Annotated in this window: 17 protein-coding genes; 15 read left to right on the top strand and 2 right to left on the bottom strand. The window is 48.2% G+C overall.

Annotated elements, in window-relative coordinates; all coding sequences use genetic code 11:
• Window positions 1-161: 161 nt before the first annotated feature.
• The 14 genes from JQC75_RS11575 to rfbC all read left to right on the top strand — a co-directional run bounded on the left by JQC75_RS11575 (window position 162) and on the right by rfbC (window position 14,049).
• Window positions 162-1,061 (top strand): NAD-dependent epimerase/dehydratase family protein, encoded by a 900-nt coding sequence (locus tag JQC75_RS11575; RefSeq protein WP_203324247.1) that lies wholly within the window; start codon window positions 162-164, stop codon window positions 1,059-1,061.
• A gap of 6 nt (window positions 1,062-1,067) precedes the next feature.
• Window positions 1,068-1,748: a PIG-L deacetylase family protein gene (locus JQC75_RS11570; RefSeq protein ID WP_203324246.1), complete on the top strand. Its 681-nt coding sequence runs from the start codon at window positions 1,068-1,070 to the stop codon at window positions 1,746-1,748.
• Window positions 1,749-1,754: 6 nt separating this feature from the next.
• Window positions 1,755-2,321, top strand: coding sequence for a sugar transferase (locus JQC75_RS11565; protein WP_203324245.1), 567 nt, complete (start codon window positions 1,755-1,757; stop codon window positions 2,319-2,321).
• A 13-nt stretch (window positions 2,322-2,334) separates the two neighbouring features.
• Window positions 2,335-3,168 carry a formyltransferase family protein gene (locus tag JQC75_RS11560; RefSeq protein WP_203324244.1) on the top strand — a complete coding sequence of 278 codons (834 nt, stop codon included), beginning with the start codon at window positions 2,335-2,337 and terminating at the stop codon, window positions 3,166-3,168.
• A 9-nt stretch (window positions 3,169-3,177) separates the two neighbouring features.
• Window positions 3,178-3,756: a PglD-related sugar-binding protein gene (locus JQC75_RS11555; protein WP_203324243.1), complete on the top strand. Its 579-nt coding sequence runs from the start codon at window positions 3,178-3,180 to the stop codon at window positions 3,754-3,756.
• Between the two features lie 51 nt (window positions 3,757-3,807).
• Window positions 3,808-5,751, top strand: coding sequence for a polysaccharide biosynthesis protein (locus tag JQC75_RS11550; RefSeq protein WP_203324242.1), 1,944 nt, complete (start codon window positions 3,808-3,810; stop codon window positions 5,749-5,751).
• A 60-nt stretch (window positions 5,752-5,811) separates the two neighbouring features.
• Window positions 5,812-6,930 (top strand): nucleotide sugar dehydrogenase, encoded by a 1,119-nt coding sequence (locus JQC75_RS11545; RefSeq protein WP_203327207.1) that lies wholly within the window; start codon window positions 5,812-5,814, stop codon window positions 6,928-6,930.
• A complete protein-coding gene (galU, locus tag JQC75_RS11540) occupies window positions 6,931-7,815 on the top strand; it encodes a UTP--glucose-1-phosphate uridylyltransferase GalU (protein ID WP_203324241.1) in 885 nt (294 codons plus the stop codon).
• Between the two features lie 78 nt (window positions 7,816-7,893).
• Window positions 7,894-9,252: a phosphoglucosamine mutase gene (glmM, locus tag JQC75_RS11535; protein WP_203324240.1), complete on the top strand. Its 1,359-nt coding sequence runs from the start codon at window positions 7,894-7,896 to the stop codon at window positions 9,250-9,252.
• Window positions 9,253-9,804: 552 nt separating this feature from the next.
• Window positions 9,805-10,938, top strand: a complete 1,134-nt coding sequence (locus JQC75_RS11530; RefSeq protein WP_203324239.1) for a dTDP-glucose 4,6-dehydratase — start codon at window positions 9,805-9,807, stop codon at window positions 10,936-10,938.
• A gap of 193 nt (window positions 10,939-11,131) precedes the next feature.
• Window positions 11,132-11,497 (top strand): four helix bundle protein, encoded by a 366-nt coding sequence (locus JQC75_RS11525; RefSeq protein WP_203324238.1) that lies wholly within the window; start codon window positions 11,132-11,134, stop codon window positions 11,495-11,497.
• A gap of 4 nt (window positions 11,498-11,501) precedes the next feature.
• Entirely contained in the window at window positions 11,502-12,404 is a 903-nt protein-coding gene (rfbA, locus tag JQC75_RS11520; protein ID WP_203324237.1) for a glucose-1-phosphate thymidylyltransferase RfbA, read from the top strand.
• Window positions 12,405-12,587: 183 nt separating this feature from the next.
• Window positions 12,588-13,493, top strand: a complete 906-nt coding sequence (gene rfbD / locus JQC75_RS11515) for a dTDP-4-dehydrorhamnose reductase (RefSeq protein ID WP_203324236.1) — start codon at window positions 12,588-12,590, stop codon at window positions 13,491-13,493.
• A 25-nt stretch (window positions 13,494-13,518) separates the two neighbouring features.
• A complete protein-coding gene (gene rfbC / locus JQC75_RS11510; protein WP_203324235.1) occupies window positions 13,519-14,049 on the top strand; it encodes a dTDP-4-dehydrorhamnose 3,5-epimerase in 531 nt (176 codons plus the stop codon).
• Window positions 14,050-14,205: 156 nt separating this feature from the next.
• Here the strand turns inward: rfbC and JQC75_RS11505 are convergent, their stop codons facing one another.
• Complete coding sequence (locus JQC75_RS11505; RefSeq protein ID WP_203324234.1) at window positions 14,206-14,694, bottom strand: copper resistance protein NlpE; 489 nt, start codon at window positions 14,692-14,694, stop codon at window positions 14,206-14,208.
• Window positions 14,695-15,048: 354 nt separating this feature from the next.
• Between JQC75_RS11505 and JQC75_RS11500 the strand changes: the two genes are divergently transcribed.
• Complete coding sequence (locus tag JQC75_RS11500) at window positions 15,049-15,801, top strand: phosphatase (RefSeq protein ID WP_203324233.1); 753 nt, start codon at window positions 15,049-15,051, stop codon at window positions 15,799-15,801.
• Between the two features lie 40 nt (window positions 15,802-15,841).
• Here the strand turns inward: JQC75_RS11500 and JQC75_RS11495 are convergent, their stop codons facing one another.
• On the bottom strand, window positions 15,842-17,320 hold the full coding sequence (locus JQC75_RS11495) for a capsule assembly Wzi family protein (protein WP_203324232.1): 1,479 nt from the start codon (window positions 17,318-17,320) through the stop codon (window positions 15,842-15,844).
• Window positions 17,321-17,579 lie beyond the last annotated feature (259 nt).

The following is a 17,579-nucleotide window of genomic DNA, read 5'->3' as shown; positions in this document are numbered from 1 at the left end:
TAATGTCATTTTACAATTTAGCATAAATTCTAACCAATGCAGGCATTGAGCAAATAAGATGAATAATTAAATTGATAATATTCCTTTGTTTAATTATTTAGTCGTTAGGATTGTTATAGGTTAAGGTTACGTAAGGTTAACGGAATATCTCAAGGTTAATTATGAATTTAGTTACTGGAGCAAACGGTTTTTTGGGTAGCAGATTGCTTTATCATTTTAATAAAAAAGGAATTAAGTACATAGCAGCAGTAAGAAATGACAATACTCACTTAAAAAATTGTGTTTCAGTCGGCAATATAGATGGCCAAACTGATTGGTTTCATGCTTTGGATGGCGTTGATTGTATTATTCATTGCGCTGCGCGAGCTCACAAAGTAGATAACGATAGTTTTGAGGCGAAACAAGATTTCTTAGTGACGAACTTCCATGGAACAAAGCGATTACTTGAGGCCGCCATACAGAGTAAAATTCAGAAATTTATCTATATTAGTAGTGTTAAAGTGATGGGGAACCAAAGCGCGGTAGGAGATGTCTTTACTGAAGAGTCAAATCCTAATCCTCAAGATTATTATGGACATTCAAAATTGTCTGCGGAAAAAATAGTCGAATCCATGTGTGTGGAATCTGGGATTAAATATTTTATTCTAAGGCCCTGTCTGATTTATGGGGATGGCGCAAAGGCAAATATTCAATCGTTAACAAATGCTATTGAAAAACTCCCAATATTCCCCACTTTTTCTTCTCGGAATAAAAGAAGCTTAACAAATGTTAACGACTTGATTGAAGTCATAACTCAACTCGTTGACTCAAAATCGCACCATACCAGTGGCATTTATTTTATAGCAGATAGTGAACCTTACTCCACCAAAGATCTTTGCCATTTAATAAAATCTAAAGTGGAAAGTAATTGCTGTCTTATTGATGTTTTTAACCCTCTAATGAATATTGTTCTTTTACTTCCTTTTTTTAAGAGCATTAGAGAAAAACTGTATGGTAATTTGCAAGTTGACGGTTCAAAAGCTATAAAGCATTTTGGATTGCATATTAGAAAGAATAAGTGATTAATTATGTTCGTTAATTTAATTGTAGTTGCTCACCCGGATGACGAAATTTTGGGATTTGGTGCCACAGGTGCAAAGTTGGCTGCCAAAGGTGAAGTTGTCCAGCCTATTATTTTATGCGGCAGCGTCGATGCACGCACTTTGCGACCGACCGACGAAGAGCTTCATTCTGATATGCTAAAGGCTAATTCTTCGGTTGGTTTTTCTAAACCTGTTTTAGGCGATTTCCCGAATATTAGCATGAACACTGTGCCTCATGTCGAACTTGTGCAGTTTATTGAAGAGCAGATAAAGAAATTTCGGCCAAACAGAATTTTTACTCATCATCCAAGTGATTTAAATAACGACCATACACAAGTGTCTAATGCATGTTTGGCCGCGTCTAGGTTGTTTCAACGTAGAAACGACTTACCAGCTCTTGAGGCCTTGTATTTCATGGAGATTTTGTCATCAACTGATTGGGCTTTTCCCGCCGTTGGTGATGGATTTAAACCTACAACTTTCGTTGAGATTACTTCTGAGCTGGATAAGAAGCTAGCAGCCTTGCATCACTATAGAAATGTAATGCGTCCGTTTCCACACCCACGTAGTGATGAAGTAGTAACAGGCTTGGCTGCTTATCGAGGAGGACAGGCAGGTCTTAAGTATGCTGAGGCTTTTCAGCTTGTATTTAAACAAGGAGTTTGATTTAAAATGTACTCAAAGATAATTAAGCGCCTTTTTGACTTGCTTATTGTTTTTTTTGCAACAGTTATTTTGCTTCCTTTACTGATTGCAGTCGGCGTTTTAATTAAGCTCTTTGACCCGGGTCCAGTTATTTTTAAACAAAAGCGGATTGGTCGGCATGCGAAAGAATTCGATTTTTATAAATTTAGAAGCATGCCGGTTAACACGGGTGATATTCCCTCTGATAAATTGGGCTTAATAAACATTACTTGGGTTGGCAGGCTTATTAGGCGGACTAATCTAGACGAATTGCCACAGTTATTTAATGTTTTAAAAGGTGATATGAGTATTGTTGGTCCACGTCCACCGATTGTATCTCAGCGGCAATTGGTAGAGCTTAGAAAGCAGAGTGGCGCAATAGTGTGTAGGCCAGGTTTGACAGGGTTAGCTCAAGTTAGCGCGTTTGACGGTATGACTGTTGAGCAGAAAGCTTCTTTTGATGCTGAATATGCTAGAAAGGTCTCGTTTTTAACTGATGTTAAAATAATCCTTCGTACATTTACTTATTTGCTTAAGCCCCCGCCTGTCTATTAACTAAGGTTTATTTATGATTAAAGTTGGTTTTGTAACTTGTGTACAACTCGGCTACTCTTGTATGAAGGCTATATATGAGGTTGGTGGTAAATTGGATTTGGCTATATCGTTGTTAGATAATCAAGCTAAATCAAAGTCTGGTAGGATATATTTGGACTCCTTCTGTAACTCAAAGGGTATACCTTTGCTAAAGGCATCCCATGTAAATAATCCCGAAGTGGTTCAAGCAATCAAAGATGCCGAATTAGACTGGCTTTTTATCATTGGCTGGTCTCAAATTGCCTCGCAGGAACTTCTAGAAGCGCCAAAGCGGGGCGTTCTCGGCATGCACCCAACGCTACTACCCACTGGCCGTGGCCGCGCTGCTATTCCTTGGGCCATTCTTAAAGGTTTATCTAAGACGGGTGTTACCTTATTTAAATTGGATTCCGGAGTAGACACCGGTCCAGTGGTTGATCAAATTGAAATTGCACTCGACAATCAAGTTGATGCTAACTTTTTATATCAAAAAGTTGATGCTGCTCATATTAGTCTGATCAAGAAGGTAATTCCATCATTGATGTCAGACGATTTAGTATTAAAAGAGCAAGACGAGTCGTTAGCTACTGAATGGCCAGGGCGTAAGCCTGAAGATGGCTTAATTGATTTAAAAGGTTCAGTTTTTGACGCAGAAAGGATGGTAAGAGCTCTCACGCGGCCGTATCCAGGTGCATTCTATTTCGTTGATGGTATAAAAGTGGTCGTTTGGAAGGCAGTTATATCTAAATCTCGTCTTTCAGATAGAACCATTGATTTCTATGATGGACAATTACAGATTTTGGAATATGAGTTAATTAATGTCAATTGAGGTCGTCTTGTGGCAGGTTCATCTTTGCTTATTATTGGCGCTGGTAGTTTCGGTAGAGCGGTTTATGAGGCCGCAATGATGTCTGGAGATTGGCAGGTTATTGATTTTTTAGACGATAGCTACCCGTCACATACGGGGCCTGTTCAGTTTAAAGTGATCGGAAGAATAGACAGTTTTGCCAGTTTCTCTTCGCAATACGATGGCGTTGTAGTTGCTATCGGTAATAATCGTATCAGGAAAGACAAAATTGAGAGCTTACTAACTAGCGGGGTTAACTTGGTTAACATTTTCCACCCCAAAGCATTTGTTAGTCCGTTGGCGAAAGTCGGCCGAGGTGCATTGGTAATGGCTGGTGCAGTTGTAGGTGCATTCGCAACAATAGGTATTGGGTGCATACTAAATCCTAATGCTGTGGCAGACCATGATACTGCAATGGGTGACTATAGCCATCTTGGCGTAGGAGCAGTAATGGCCGGTACATCCCTATTAGGGGTCGGAGCTTGGTTACGCCCGGGAGCAGCCTTGAGTTACGGAGAATCAGTCGCTGATTGGGTCACCCTTGCACCATCGACATGCTTAACCCTGTAAAGGCACTGGGCTTGGTTAATTCGCTCTTTTTGTTCAAAGGAAGGTAGAAAAATGGACTTTTTCCAGTTTTTATTTTCGCTTAAACGGCCGCATAAACGCATAGTCAGTGTGGCAGTAGACTCTGTTTTTTTAGTTTTGTCGTTCTGGTTTGCGTTGTTCGTAAGGCTGGATTCTGTCGAGGTGGTGCTTAACAGTCGATTTTGGATACTCATTGCACTGGTTTGCCCGGTAAGTATTGCTGCGTTTGTTAAGCTGGGGCTGTATCGTGCTGTGCTTAGGTATCTCGGTACTCAGGCCATGACGGCTATAGTGCTTGGCGTGATAGCAAGCACGCTAGCCATGGTGAGTTTTGCGTATTTTCTGTCAGTTGATCTCCCTCGTACCGTCCCCTTTATATATGCCGCTTTCGCCTTGGTATTTGTAGGTGGAGCCCGTGCGTTGATGCGTTCCATGGTTGGTAATGGCATTAACCGTCGTGGCGAGCCTGTCATCATTTATGGTGCTGGTGTCAGTGGCAGGCAAACTGCGCTGGCGCTTGCCCAAAGCCATGAGTACCACCCTTTTGCGTTTGTCGATGATGATGACACCTTGCATGGCACTGTGATCCAAGGTTTACATGTTCATTCTCCTTCAATCATTAAAAAGTTGATTAAGCAGCAGAAGGCGTCAAGAGTACTGTTGGCTATGCCAAGTGCAAGCCGGGCACGCAGACAGCAAATTTTGCAAACCCTCGAGCCCCTGTCAGTCAAGGTCATGACACTGCCAGCGATGGCAGATTTGGTCAGCGGTAATAAGCTGTTCAGCGATGTTAAAGAGGTCGAAATCGAAGATTTACTTGGACGTGATGCTGTAGCTCCAAGGGGCGATTTGATGGCAGCAAACATCACGGGTAAAGCCGTGATGGTGACAGGTGCGGGTGGCTCGATCGGCTCGGAACTTTGTCGACAAATTATCCGCCTTGCTCCCAGTAAATTGGTGTTGTTTGAGCTCTCTGAGTTTGGTCTTTACTCCATCGAAAGGGAACTGCAGGCCATAAAAACCGATCTTGGGCTTACGGTTGATATATATCCAATGATGGGGTCGGTACAGCGACAAAACCGTGTTCAGGCGGTGATGGAGGCCTTTAAAGTACAAACGGTTTACCATGCTGCTGCCTATAAGCATGTCCCCTTGGTAGAGCACAATGTGGTCGAAGGGGTTCGCAATAACGTGTTTGGAACCCTTTATACAGCTCAAGCGGCAATTGCGACCGGTGTTGAAACCTTTGTGCTCATCTCAACCGATAAAGCGGTGCGCCCTACCAACGTTATGGGGACTACCAAGCGGATGGCAGAGTTGGTGCTGCAGGCGTTATCGAAACTGAATTCCGGCACCCGTTTTTGTATGGTGCGCTTTGGTAATGTGCTGGGCTCCAGTGGCTCTGTTGTGCCTTTGTTTCGCAAGCAAATTGCCAACGGGGGGCCAGTTACCGTTACCCACCCTGAGATTACCCGCTTCTTTATGACTATTCCCGAAGCATCACAGTTGGTTATTCAGGCCGGGGCCATGGGTAAAGGGGGAGACGTGTTTGTGCTTGATATGGGGCAGTCTGTGAAGATTGTCGACCTTGCCCGTAAGATGATTCGGCTTTCCGGCTTTGAGGTCAAAGACGAGCATAATCCTGATGGAGACATTGAAATCCAATTCAGTGGTCTGCGCCCCGGGGAGAAGCTGTATGAAGAACTGCTGATTGGCGATAACGTTGAAGGCACAGGCCACGAACGGATTATGACAGCCCATGAGGTGTTCTTAACTTGGGAAGAGCTCAAGCCAGTGCTCGATAAGCTCGATATGGCGTGTCACGCGTTTGAACACGAGACAATCAGGGACTTGTTGCTCAAAGCTCCCACAGGTTTTAACCCAACTGATGGCATCTGTGACTTGGTTTGGTTGAATCGGAGAAAATCTTCAGTTGTAGTTGAAGATGCTAGTAACATTGTAAACATAAGTCGTTAAGGGATTTCAGTGTATAAAATTGCTGTTGCTGGTACAGGTTATGTAGGCCTGTCTAACTCTATGCTTCTCGCTCAACATAATGCAGTGGTAGCTCTGGATATAGTTGAAGAAAAAGTTGAGATGCTTAACAAACGTGTTTCACCGATAGTCGATGATGAAATATCCGATTTTCTCGCGAATAGAAACCTGAGTTTTCGTGCCACATTGAATAAGTTTGACGCCTATCAAGGTGCCGATTTCGTTATTATAGCCACGCCAACTGATTATGATCCTCAAACTAACTATTTCAATACTAAATCGGTAGAAGCAGTTATTAAAGATGTTGTTGAATTAAATCCAGATGCTCTGATGGTAATAAAGTCAACAGTTCCCGTTGGGTATACCAAACGTGTAAGGGAACAATTCAGTACCGATAATATCGTATTTTCGCCAGAGTTTTTGAGAGAGGGAAAGGCACTCTATGATAATCTTCATCCATCACGGATTATTGTCGGTGAGAGTAGTGAGCGAGCAAAAAATTTTGCAAGTTTGTTGATTCAAGGTGCAGTTAAGAAAGATATTCCGGTTCTTTTTACAGATTCCACTGAGGCCGAAGCTGTTAAATTGTTTTCAAATACCTATCTTGCGCTTCGGGTAGCTTATTTCAATGAGCTGGATACGTATGCGGAAACTCACGGTTTAGATGCGCGGCAGATTATTGAGGGCGTCGGCTTGGATCCTCGTATTGGTAACCATTATAATAATCCATCTTTTGGCTATGGCGGTTATTGCTTGCCGAAAGATACCAAACAGCTGCGTGCAAACTATGCTGATGTGCCCAACAATATTATAGCCTCTATTGTGGACGCCAATACAACACGTAAAGACTTTATTGCCGACTCCATTTTGAAACGCAACCCTAAGCGTGTCGGTATCTACCGCCTGATCATGAAAGCGGGTTCTGACAACTTCCGTGCGTCCAGTATTCAGGGTGTTATGAAGCGGATTAAGGCCAAAGGAGTCGAAGTCGTAGTTTACGAACCAGTACTCAAGGACAACGAGTTCTTCCATTCTCAGGTAATTCGTGATCTGCAAGAGTTTAAAGATACGTGCGATGTTATCGTATCCAATAGAATGGTAGATGAAATCCAAGATGTCGCAGACAAGGTCTATACCCGTGATTTGTTTGGAAGTGATTAAATGAAGGTGGTCATTCCAGTCGCAGGCCTTGGCACTCGTATGCTGCCAGCGACAAAAGCTATCCCTAAAGAAATGTTGCCTTTGGTAGATAAGCCACTTATTCAGTACATTGTAAACGAGTGCGCCAAGGCGGGTTTTAAGGAAGTGGTTTTGGTCACTCATGCCAGTAAAAACTCAATCGAGAACCACTTTGATACTTCTTATGAACTCGAGGCGCAACTCGAGAAACGGGTTAAGCGTCAGCTGTTGGATGTCGTGAAGAGTATATGCCCCAAGGGCATGACCATCATGCATGTTCGCCAAGGTGAAGCTAAAGGCCTGGGACACGCAATATTGTGCGCCAAACCTATCGTTGGTGATAATCCATTCTCGGTGGTTTTACCCGATGTCATTTTAGATGAATACAGTGCTGACCAAACGCAAGATAACCTAGCGGCGATGCGTGCTCGTTTTGAAGCTTCTGGTGTAAGCCAGATTATGGTTACGCCGGTTCCTGAGGTTGAAGTGAATAAATACGGCATAGCCGACTGTGATGGAATAGGGCTTTGCGCCGGTGAGTCAACCCGTATCAGCCGCATGGTTGAAAAACCCGCACTTGAAGATGCGCCATCTAATCTTGCTGTTGTCGGCAGATATGTGCTGTCAGCCAATATCTGGCCCTTGCTTGCAAAAACGCCATCTGGCGCAGGCGGCGAAATTCAGCTCACAGACGCAATTGACATGCTGATTGCAAACGAGGCTGTTGAAGCCTTTCATATGTCAGGTAGTTCGCATGACTGTGGTGATAAACTGGGTTATATGACCGCATTCGTAGAGTATGGTTTAAGAGATGCTAATCTTGGGCATGAATTTAAAGCCAGCATAAAGCGTTTGCTAGCCGTATGATTTAGCTACGCAAAAATAAGTGTTAAACGTTAAATTCAGGCCGGGCTAGCCCGGCCTTTATCTTTCTGGGAGTTGGATATGTCACGGAAGTACTTTGGTACCGATGGTGTTCGTGGAAAGGTGGGCGAGTTTCCGATAACCCCTGATTTTACGCTTAAATTGGGGTGGGCTGCGGGTACTGTGATGGCGGCCTCCGGCACCAAAGAGGTGATAATTGGCAAGGATACCCGCCTGAGTGGTTATATGCTTGAATCTGCGATGGAAGCGGGCTTTTGTGCGGCCGGTGTCAATGTGGCCTTAACCGGGCCTTTGCCAACACCTGCAATTGCCTATCTCACGTCCACCTTCAGGGCCGATGCCGGTGTGGTTATCAGCGCTTCACACAACCCTTATTACGATAACGGTATTAAGTTTTTTTCAAACACTGGTACCAAGCTTACCGATGAGCAAGAGCTCGAAATCGAGCGTCTGCTGGTTTCAGCCATTGAAGAAGGTGCAATGGCTTGTGTCGCGTCTGACAAGCTTGGCAAAGTTCGCCGGATTAATGATGCAGCAGGCCGTTATATCGAATTTTGTAAGGGCACCTTTCCCAACACGCTCTCGTTAAACGGTTTGAAAATTGTGGTAGACAGTGCCCATGGCGCGGCTTACCACATTGCCAAGAATGTGTATCGTGAGCTTGGTGCTGAGGTCATCAGTATTAATGATAAGCCCGATGGTATTAACATTAACGAGCATTGCGGCGCCACGCACATGGATAGCCTGCAAACCGCGGTGATGATCCACGAAGCGGATTTGGGGATTGCGCTGGATGGCGATGCAGACCGTTTGATGATGGTAGACAGTAAAGGTCAGGTCGTTGACGGCGATGCGTTATTGTATTTGCTGGCCAAATCCGCCCAGCAAAGAGGTGAGAAGGTGTCCGGGGTTATTGGCACCCTGATGTCAAACCTTGGGTTTGAACAGGCTCTTGGTAATCTTGGTATCCCTTTCAAGCGCGCCAAAGTGGGTGATAGATACGTTGTCGAGCTGCTTAAAGAAACGGGATGGCGCTTGGGCGGTGAAAACTCCGGCCATCTACTGATGCTCGATTTCACCACAACCGGGGATGCGATAGTCGCTTCGCTGCAGGTGCTGAGGGCGTTGCTTGAATCTGGTTCAGGCCTTGTTGATGCTATTACCGAACTTGTGATGTTCCCCCAGGTGCTTATCAATGTGCGATTGAATGGCGATGCAGCCGTTGCCTTGTCGCATCCGTCGGTATCCGATGCGGTTGCAACGGCCGAAACGGCTCTTGGCACAGATGGGCGCGTACTGCTTCGTAAATCAGGTACCGAGCCCCTCATCCGTGTAATGGTTGAAGCCAAAGACGCTGTGAAGGCCAATCAATATGCTGAACTGATTGCGGGTGCAGTAAGGGCCGTATTTCCAGCCTAAGCCTCAGACTTATTTGCCACACTTAAAGCCAGCAAGGTAAACTTGCTGGCTTTTTTGTATTCTGGGCAAAGTTCTTGGTGTGGCTTAAGGGCGCAGCGTCAACGCTTCTGCTGGAACGCTCGCGAGGCGAGCTTACAGAACGGCCTTTGGCCTACGGAACGCCGCAAGCGGCTACAGAACGCTGCTGCGCAGCCACAGAGCGCCCGCGGAGCGGGCTTCGAGATGCTGGAAGTGAAGCGCTGTTTTTTCTGCTTTCTAGTAGCGCAGCGTTCGGTAGTGAGTCTGCGAATGTTCGGTTTTCTGTAAGCGAAGCGTTCCGTTTTTTCTAGCAGCGAAGCGCTCGTCTTTTTCCGTAGCGCACGACTGCATGGACGCAGGAGGTAGAATAACGCAGGAGCTGTTATCGAGCGTTCGCCGTAGTGCAGCGTTCGGTAGTAAGCTTGCGAACGTTCGGTTTTCTTAGAACCCAGCAGCCGCGCAGCGACGCTCTGGAAGCGAAGCGCTCTGTTTTTCTAGAAGGGCGAAGCCCGCTCTGCTTTATTGAGGTTGTCCATGAAGATTCTTATCACAGGTGGCTGCGGCTTTATCGGTTCGGCGGTAATCAGACATTTAATCAGTCACACTGAACACAGCGTGGTGAATGTCGACAAGCTGACTTATGCGGCAAATCTGGATTCGGTCACTGAGGCGGCCGAAAGCGCCAGATACGCGCTTGAGCGTGTGGACATCTGTGACAGGCAGGCGCTTGGGGCGGTTTTTGCTCGCCATCAGCCCGATGTGGTGATGCACCTTGCTGCAGAAACCCATGTCGACCGCTCTATATCCGGTGCGGATGCCTTTATCCAAACCAACATAGTGGGTACTTACACCTTATTGGAAGTTGCCCGTGAATACTGGCTGCAGCTCGACGATATGCGTAAAAACGCATTTCGATTTCATCATGTCTCGACCGACGAGGTATTTGGCGACCTTGCTGACCAAGTTCATGCCGAATGTTTGGTTGTGAATGCTGAATTGAACGCTCGTGGTGCAAATTCACCATTGAACATTCATGATTCAGCGTTAAAAGCAGCAGCACCTTTTACCGAAAGCAGCGCTTATGCCCCGTCATCGCCTTATTCCGCCTCCAAGGCCTCAAGCGATCATCTGGTTAGAGCATGGCACCGAACCTATGGTTTGCCGATAGTTGTCAGCAACTGCTCCAACAACTACGGGCCATTTCAATACCCGGAAAAACTGATACCGCTGACTATTCAAAATGCGCTGGCGGGTAAGGCGTTACCCGTATATGGGCAAGGAAACCAAAGCCGCGATTGGCTCTATGTGGAAGACCACGCTAGGGCGCTGCTGGCCGTATTAACACGTGGGCGGGTAGGCGAGACTTATAACATCGGCGGGAATTGCGAGCGTCAAAATCTCGAGGTGGTTAAAAGCATTTGTGCGATCCTCGACGAGTTGGCGCCCCTGCATGAGCGCGCTCAGGAGCTCAATCCTCATCATTCATCCCCCAGTTCTCAACGTTACGAAAGTCTTATCGCTTTCGTGGCTGACAGACCCGGCCATGATGTTCGCTACGCCATTGATGCCAGCAAAATTACCGAAGAGCTCGGCTGGAAACCGCAGGAGACCTTTGAATCGGGACTGCGTAAAACGGTAGAGTGGTATGTTTTGAATGGTGAATGGTGAATGGTGAATGGTGAATGGTGAATGGTGAGTGGTGAATGGTGAATGGTGAATGGTGAATGGTGAATGGTGAATGGTGAATGGTGAGTGGTGAATGGTGAATGGTGAATGGTGAATGGTGAATGGTGAATGGTGAATGGTGAATGGTGAATGGTGAATGGTGAATCGTGAGTGGTGAACTTAGGGAGTAACGCTGATGACTGGTAATGCAGTGCTTGATAAGTCGTTTCAATTTGCTGTCAGAATAGTGAAGCTCAGTCAGCACTTAGTGAAAAATCAAAAAGAATTCGTGCTCTCTAAGCAGTTACTCAGATCGGGTACTTCGATTGGGGCCAATGTGAATGAAGCTCAATCCGCACAAAGCCATGCTGATTTTATTGCTAAAATGGCGATAGCGAGCAAGGAAGCCAGAGAGACTCACTATTGGCTATTGCTTTTGTGTGAAACAGACTACCTGAATAGCAAAGATTCCCATGTTGTGTCGCTGTTGGAGCAAAGTGAAGAGCTAATCAAACTCATTGTAGCTATCGTAAAATCTGCTCAGCAGAATCAAACTAAGTAAAGTCATGTCACTTAACATTCAGCATTCAGCATTTAACACTCAAACGACCAAAGGCATTATCCTAGCGGGCGGTACCGGCAGCAGGCTTTATCCCATTACCCGCGGCGTATCCAAGCAGTTGTTGCCCGTGTACGACAAACCCATGGTGTACTATCCGCTGTCGGTGCTCATGCTTGCCGGCATTCGCGACATCCTGCTGATATCCACGGCAAGTGACCTTGCAGGTTTCCAATCTTTGCTCGGTGATGGCAGTGGCCTTGGCATTCGCATCAGTTATGCCGTTCAATCCAAACCCGAAGGGATAGCCCAGGCATTTTTAATCGGTGAAGACTTTATCGGTAATGACAAGGTTGCCCTCATCCTGGGTGACAATATTTTCTACGGCCAAAGCTTTTCCAGGCAGCTGCAGCAGGCCGTGGATTGCTCTCACGGCGCCACGGTGTTTGCCTACCATGTGACAAACCCCGAGCGATTTGGGGTAGTGGAGTTTGATAACACAGGCCGTGCTGTCAGCATTGAAGAAAAGCCTCGCGAGCCCAAGTCCCATTACGCAGTCACCGGCTTGTATTTTTACGATAATCAGGTCATTGAGATTGCTAAAAGCCTTACGCATTCGGCCCGCGGAGAGCTTGAAATTACCGACATCAATAATGCGTATCTCGCAGCCAACCAATTACAGGTGAGTGTGCTTGGGCGGGGCTTTGCCTGGTTGGATACAGGTACCCACGATGCGCTGATGGAAGCCGGGCATTTTGTGCAAACCATTGAAAAGCGACAAGGTCTGAAGATTGCGTGTCTTGAAGAAATCGCCTATCGCCAGGGCTGGATATCGACAGAGACCTTGTTGCAGCACGCAAAGGCGCTTAGCCAGAGCGGATACGGAGACTATTTACGCGGTTTGCTTTAGTGCGCTTCGCGCCAGAGCGCCCACAAAGCGGGCTGCTAGACCCTAGAATCTAGAACCTAGAACCTAGAACCTAGAACCTAGAACCTAGAACCTAGAACCTAGAACCTAGAACCTAGAACCTAGAAGTCGCAAAGCGACGCTCTAGAAGCGAAGCGCTCTGTTTTCACACAAGGTAATGTTTCGATGAATGTATTACTGCTGGGAGCCAGTGGTCAGGTAGGGCGCGCATTGCTGGCATCTAAGCCACCGGGTTGGCGAATACTGGCCCCTGCTAAAACTGAGGTGGATTTTCTACAACCACAGTCGGTAGCGGACTATCTGTTGCAGTACTCGCCTCAGTTGGTAATCAACTGCGCCGCTTATACGGCAGTAGATAAGGCTGAAACAGACACCGAGCAGTGTGTTCGCATAAATAGCGGCGCTTGCGAGCAACTCGCCAAGGCTGCAACCGCGGCTGATGCCGTGCTGATACACCTTTCTACCGACTATGTGTTTGATGGTCTCCTCGACCGTCCATACCGCGAAGAGGACTCGCCAGCGCCTACGTCTGTATATGGGCAATCCAAGTGGTTGGGGGAGCAATCCATAGCCGCCAACTGTGCCAAACATCTTATTGTCAGAACATCCTGGATTTTTGACGCAGACAGTAACAACTTCGTCAATACCATGCTGCGTTTGGCCGCATCCAAGTCAGAGCTTCGGGTTGTGGCGGATCAAGTTGGGGGGCCGACACCCGCATCTTCTCTGGCCCGGGTAATTTGGCACCTTGCCCGGCAATCGGTGGAGAGAAATGGCCCTTGGGGCGTCTATCACTTTTCCGGCCAGCCCTTTGTCAGCTGGTACGAGTTTGCCACGAGCATTTTGACTGACGCATACAGGCTCGGCGTCATCCACCGAGTGCCAACAATAACACCTATCAGCGCCACTGAGTTCGGCTCCCCTGCGTTTAGGCCCAGCAACTCGAGGCTAAATGGCAGTAAAATCCAAGCATTATATGGAGTTGCTGCCGCAGACTGGCAGTGTGAGTTAGGTAAAATCCTGGAATCCAAGGCCAGGGCCGTGAACTCAGCTACAGACTCTGATTGTTAATTTTTTTGCATCGCAGGAGTAATTCATGCAGGTGTTAACCACCGCCATTAATGAGGTAAAGCTAATCATCCCCAGGGTATATGAGGATGAGCGGGGATACTTTTTCGAAAGCTGGCAGCAGCAGCGCTTTGCCGACATGATAGCGCCGGTCACCTTTGTGCAGGACAATCAGTCTTTGTCTAAAAAGGGGACGTTAAGGGGGCTTCACTGGCAGGAAGAGCATCCCCAGGACAAGCTTATTTCCGTGTTGTCGGGCGCTATATTTGATGTGGCAGTGGATATTCGCCCTGAGTCACCTACCTATGGCAAATGGGTGGGGGAAACCCTCTCTGCAGAAAACCACAGGCAACTCTTTATCCCCAAAGGTTTTGCCCATGGCTTTTACGTGCTGTCAGAAACCGCTATCGTCAGCTACAAGTGCAGTGACTTTTATCATCCCGAATCTGAGCGCAGTATTCGATGGGATGATCCAAATCTTGCGATTGAATGGCCTATCAAGGGACCACCACTGTTATCGGCCAAAGATGCGTTGGCGGCGCCTTTTAAAGTACGTTAGTTTTTTCCGCTCCACCCTTGGTGAACATCTTTATGCCGCGTTTAATCTGCTTGCGGCAAATCGCTTCTAGATTCTAGATTCTAGATTCTAGAATCTGGAAGCGAAGCGCTCTGCTTTTTCTGGACGGGCTTTAGCCCGCTCTGCTTTTTCTCTGCGTCATTCGGTTTTCTTCAGTCGGTAGTGTTCGCTGAGTGTGCCTGTGATGCGATTGCCTTCCCTGTCCAACATAAACAGCTGATTTTCACCTACCTGATACCCGGCGCCGCTCTCAAGCTGGATGGCGCCGCCGCTGGCATTCCATATAAACGTGCCACGCTCTTCAAAGCGCTCTGACTCTTTTTCGCCTTCTTTCAGGCCAAGAAAATGGGTTTGCAACAGGTAAGTGCCGTCGTTGTTCAACTCCAGATGGGTTTTAATGCCTTCGCAGCTGGCACAGGGCAGTACCCCCTCGTAGCTGCCGGGCCAATCCAGTGAGGTGCGGCTGCTGTCGCCTATGGGCAGCGCTTTGCTGGCGTCGTCCTGCGACGGTGCGTAGGCCGTCACTTTCTCTGGCGATGGGGTTGGTGCCTCAGGAACCTGAGCCTGAGAACAGGCAAACAAGGGCATTGCCAGTAACAAGCCGAGCAGATGTTGGGGTAATTTCATGGCGGGATTCAGGGTGAATGTACGGTGAAAACCAGCATACAAGATCCAAACCCCAGGGGGAAGTCGCCTTTTCTGCCTGGGGATGAGTCCATGGATTAGCGCTTTGGCAGTGTGTTCTGTTAGAGAGTCTGTTCTGTTAGAGAGCCTGTTCAGTAAGATAGTGCGCTTCGTTCGTTAGCTTGTTCTGTTGTGGGCAGGGTTGCTCTGCTGTGGGCAAGTGTGCCCTGTTGAGAGAGCGTGGTGTTGTCTTGCTGGTCACTGACAGAAAAGACACGCAGTAAAAAACAGATTGGCATCTCGAAAGTCACTGCGTAACACTGCTAGAGTGATCCTAAAGACGCTGAGGATAAACACATGCAGTTTCCGGTCGATACTCACAGCCACACAGTGGCATCCACCCACGCTTACAGCACCATCCATGATTATCTGGCGGTGGCGAAAGAAAAAGGCATTCGTCTCTTTGCCACCACGGACCATGGTCCCGCCATGAAAGATGCACCGCATTTTTGGCATTTTGTGAATCTACGGGTGCTGCCGCGGGTATGGCATGGGGTGGGTATTCTGCGGGGTATCGAAGCCAATATCATGAATGAAAAAGGCGAAATCGATTATTTCGGCGAGTATCTCTCTGAGCTGGATCTGGTGCAGGCCGGCTTCCATGAACCTGTGTTTGCGCCAATCGATAAACTCACCCACACCCGCGCTATGATAGCCACCATGGAGTCGGGCTTGGTGGATATCATCACCCATCCCGGGAACCCGGCATATCCCATCGATGTGGAAGCAGTGGTCGGCGCCGCCAAGGCGTGCAATGTGGCGCTTGAAATCAATAACTCATCCTTTACCGCATCACGTAAAGGCAGCGAAGAGAACTGCCTTGCCATTGCCAGGATGGCAGCCAGACTGGATGCCCAGTTGGTGATGGGTTCAGATGCCCATGTTGCCTTTGATTTGGGGGGATTTGACCGCTCGCTTGCCATTGTGGATGCGGCAGATTATCCCCGGCAGCGCCTCCTCAATGAGAGCCCCATGGCGCTGCTGCATTTTTTGCAGCAGCGCGGCCACAGCACACTAGAGGTCCTTATCCAGCATTTCGAGGCATGCTGAGAGGCCGGCTTTGCCAGCTATCAAGAGCTCTGGCGCCGCACTAAAAGCGCTTTTCATAACGAATGGTGGCGAATGGACTCCAGTCATTACCACCCACATACCGGAAATCGCTGTAGGCCAATGACGCTTCCAACAGCAGTTCGCCCCCCTGAAATGGCATCCGATACTGGGCTTCCAGCTGATAAACCTGCTCGTAACGGCCCGGCGACTGCGGGTTGCCACCGGGGGGGAGCGCGTCACTGCCGTCTACGTTGAGCCTTAACCAGCGTGCCTTGGAGATAAATTTATCACCACCGCTTAAGTGGGTGACGGCTCCCAACACCAGCGCTTCGGTATCGTTATCATAGGTACTGCCAAGGCTACGGCCATAATAGCGGTAGCCTGAGCGATAAAAACCGTGCTCATACAAACAGTTATAATGGTTTGAACTGACGCCGCAAGCTGCTTTGGTATCTGAGTATTCCAAAAACACCAGGGTGTTCAATCCATCCAGATACAGGTCAACGCCACCAAGGTTTGAGGCGTTGATGAGCCGCTTTTTTCCATGATGAAAATCTTCATGAATACGCTCGTAATACAAGGCAACAGGCGCGCCAAACAGGCTTGTTGAATAGCGAAAGTCGTATCCGGCCAGCATGTTTTCCTGGCCATTTTCCACCTCGCTTTCGCTCTTGCCCCCATTGAACAGGCCATCCCACCAGTCTTTCAGGCTGTTGCCATAGCCTTTACCGCCCCATTGCATGGTCCAGGAGGCGCCGATTTCGAGATTGGTCAGCGGCTTAAAACTGCCTCGCGCTCCCCAATGGCGCGCATCGGGCACATGGCGCTCGCTCTCCATTTGGCTGAATGCGGTGGTAAAGGTCCAGTGGCCAAGCCATTCGAGCACTGGCAGGTCAAAGGCAGCGGCATTGTCCCGGGTCAGACTGATGCCGGGCATCGGCCGGGCATTGGTGGTTTGAATAAGGCCGGTATCCCAACCCGGTCCCCAGTATTTGGGAATGCTGCCCGCGGCCAGCACCCAATTGCCAAGGCGCAGGGCGCCAAAGCTGTTATCGAGCCGCGCCTGATTACCTTCAAGGTTGCTGTCATACCAGCTGCCACTGAGCTGCACTATGCCCCAGTTGTTTTGTGCCTGCAGCGACGCGGTGGTGGATATCTTATCGTGCTGCGCGTCACCAAAGCCTCGAAAGCGCCGCTCATCGTTGGCAAGCCCCAGTTTCACGTCTGTGATGACACTGGGCTTGGCCTTGGCAAGGGCAGCCTGAACCCGAAAGAGTGCGTCACGGGTGGCGCGGCTAAGACTGGCCGGATCGGCGGCCTGAACGTCCTTTTCGATAGCGGACCACATCAAAGGGTAGGTGAGCACTGGCGCTCCGATAATCTCGGTGTCGGCCAGCCGCTGAATATCGGCCCTTAAGGCCAAATCATCCGGGGAAATCCACCAGTCAGCCTGGGCGAAAAATGGCAGCGTTGATGAAAGCAGAGCGAGTAGGCGAACGGTGTGCGTAGTGTGAGTCATGGTGTTTAATGCCAATAAATACGCTAACAAGGCCTGTATTGTACCCTGGGCTGAGGGGTTGGCAATCACAGCAGCTGCCGCGTGGCAGGCTTGTGAATACGAATGCACCCTTGTTAACGGCTCTTTTCTCAGCCTCTCGCCTGCCTTAGTATCTTTGGCACTGAATTTAACGAATTTGTTATTATTTCCTGCCCGGTGCCGATGGCATAATGGCGTTTTTGCCTGGCCAGAAAATCATGGACCGTAAAGCGCAGGAGTA

The sequence above is a fragment of the Shewanella litorisediminis genome (assembly GCF_016834455.1).
Taxonomy (GTDB): domain Bacteria; phylum Pseudomonadota; class Gammaproteobacteria; order Enterobacterales; family Shewanellaceae; genus Shewanella; species Shewanella litorisediminis.
The sequence above is the reverse complement of the archived record's forward strand: the minus strand, read 5'-3'. Positions and strand labels throughout refer to the sequence as shown.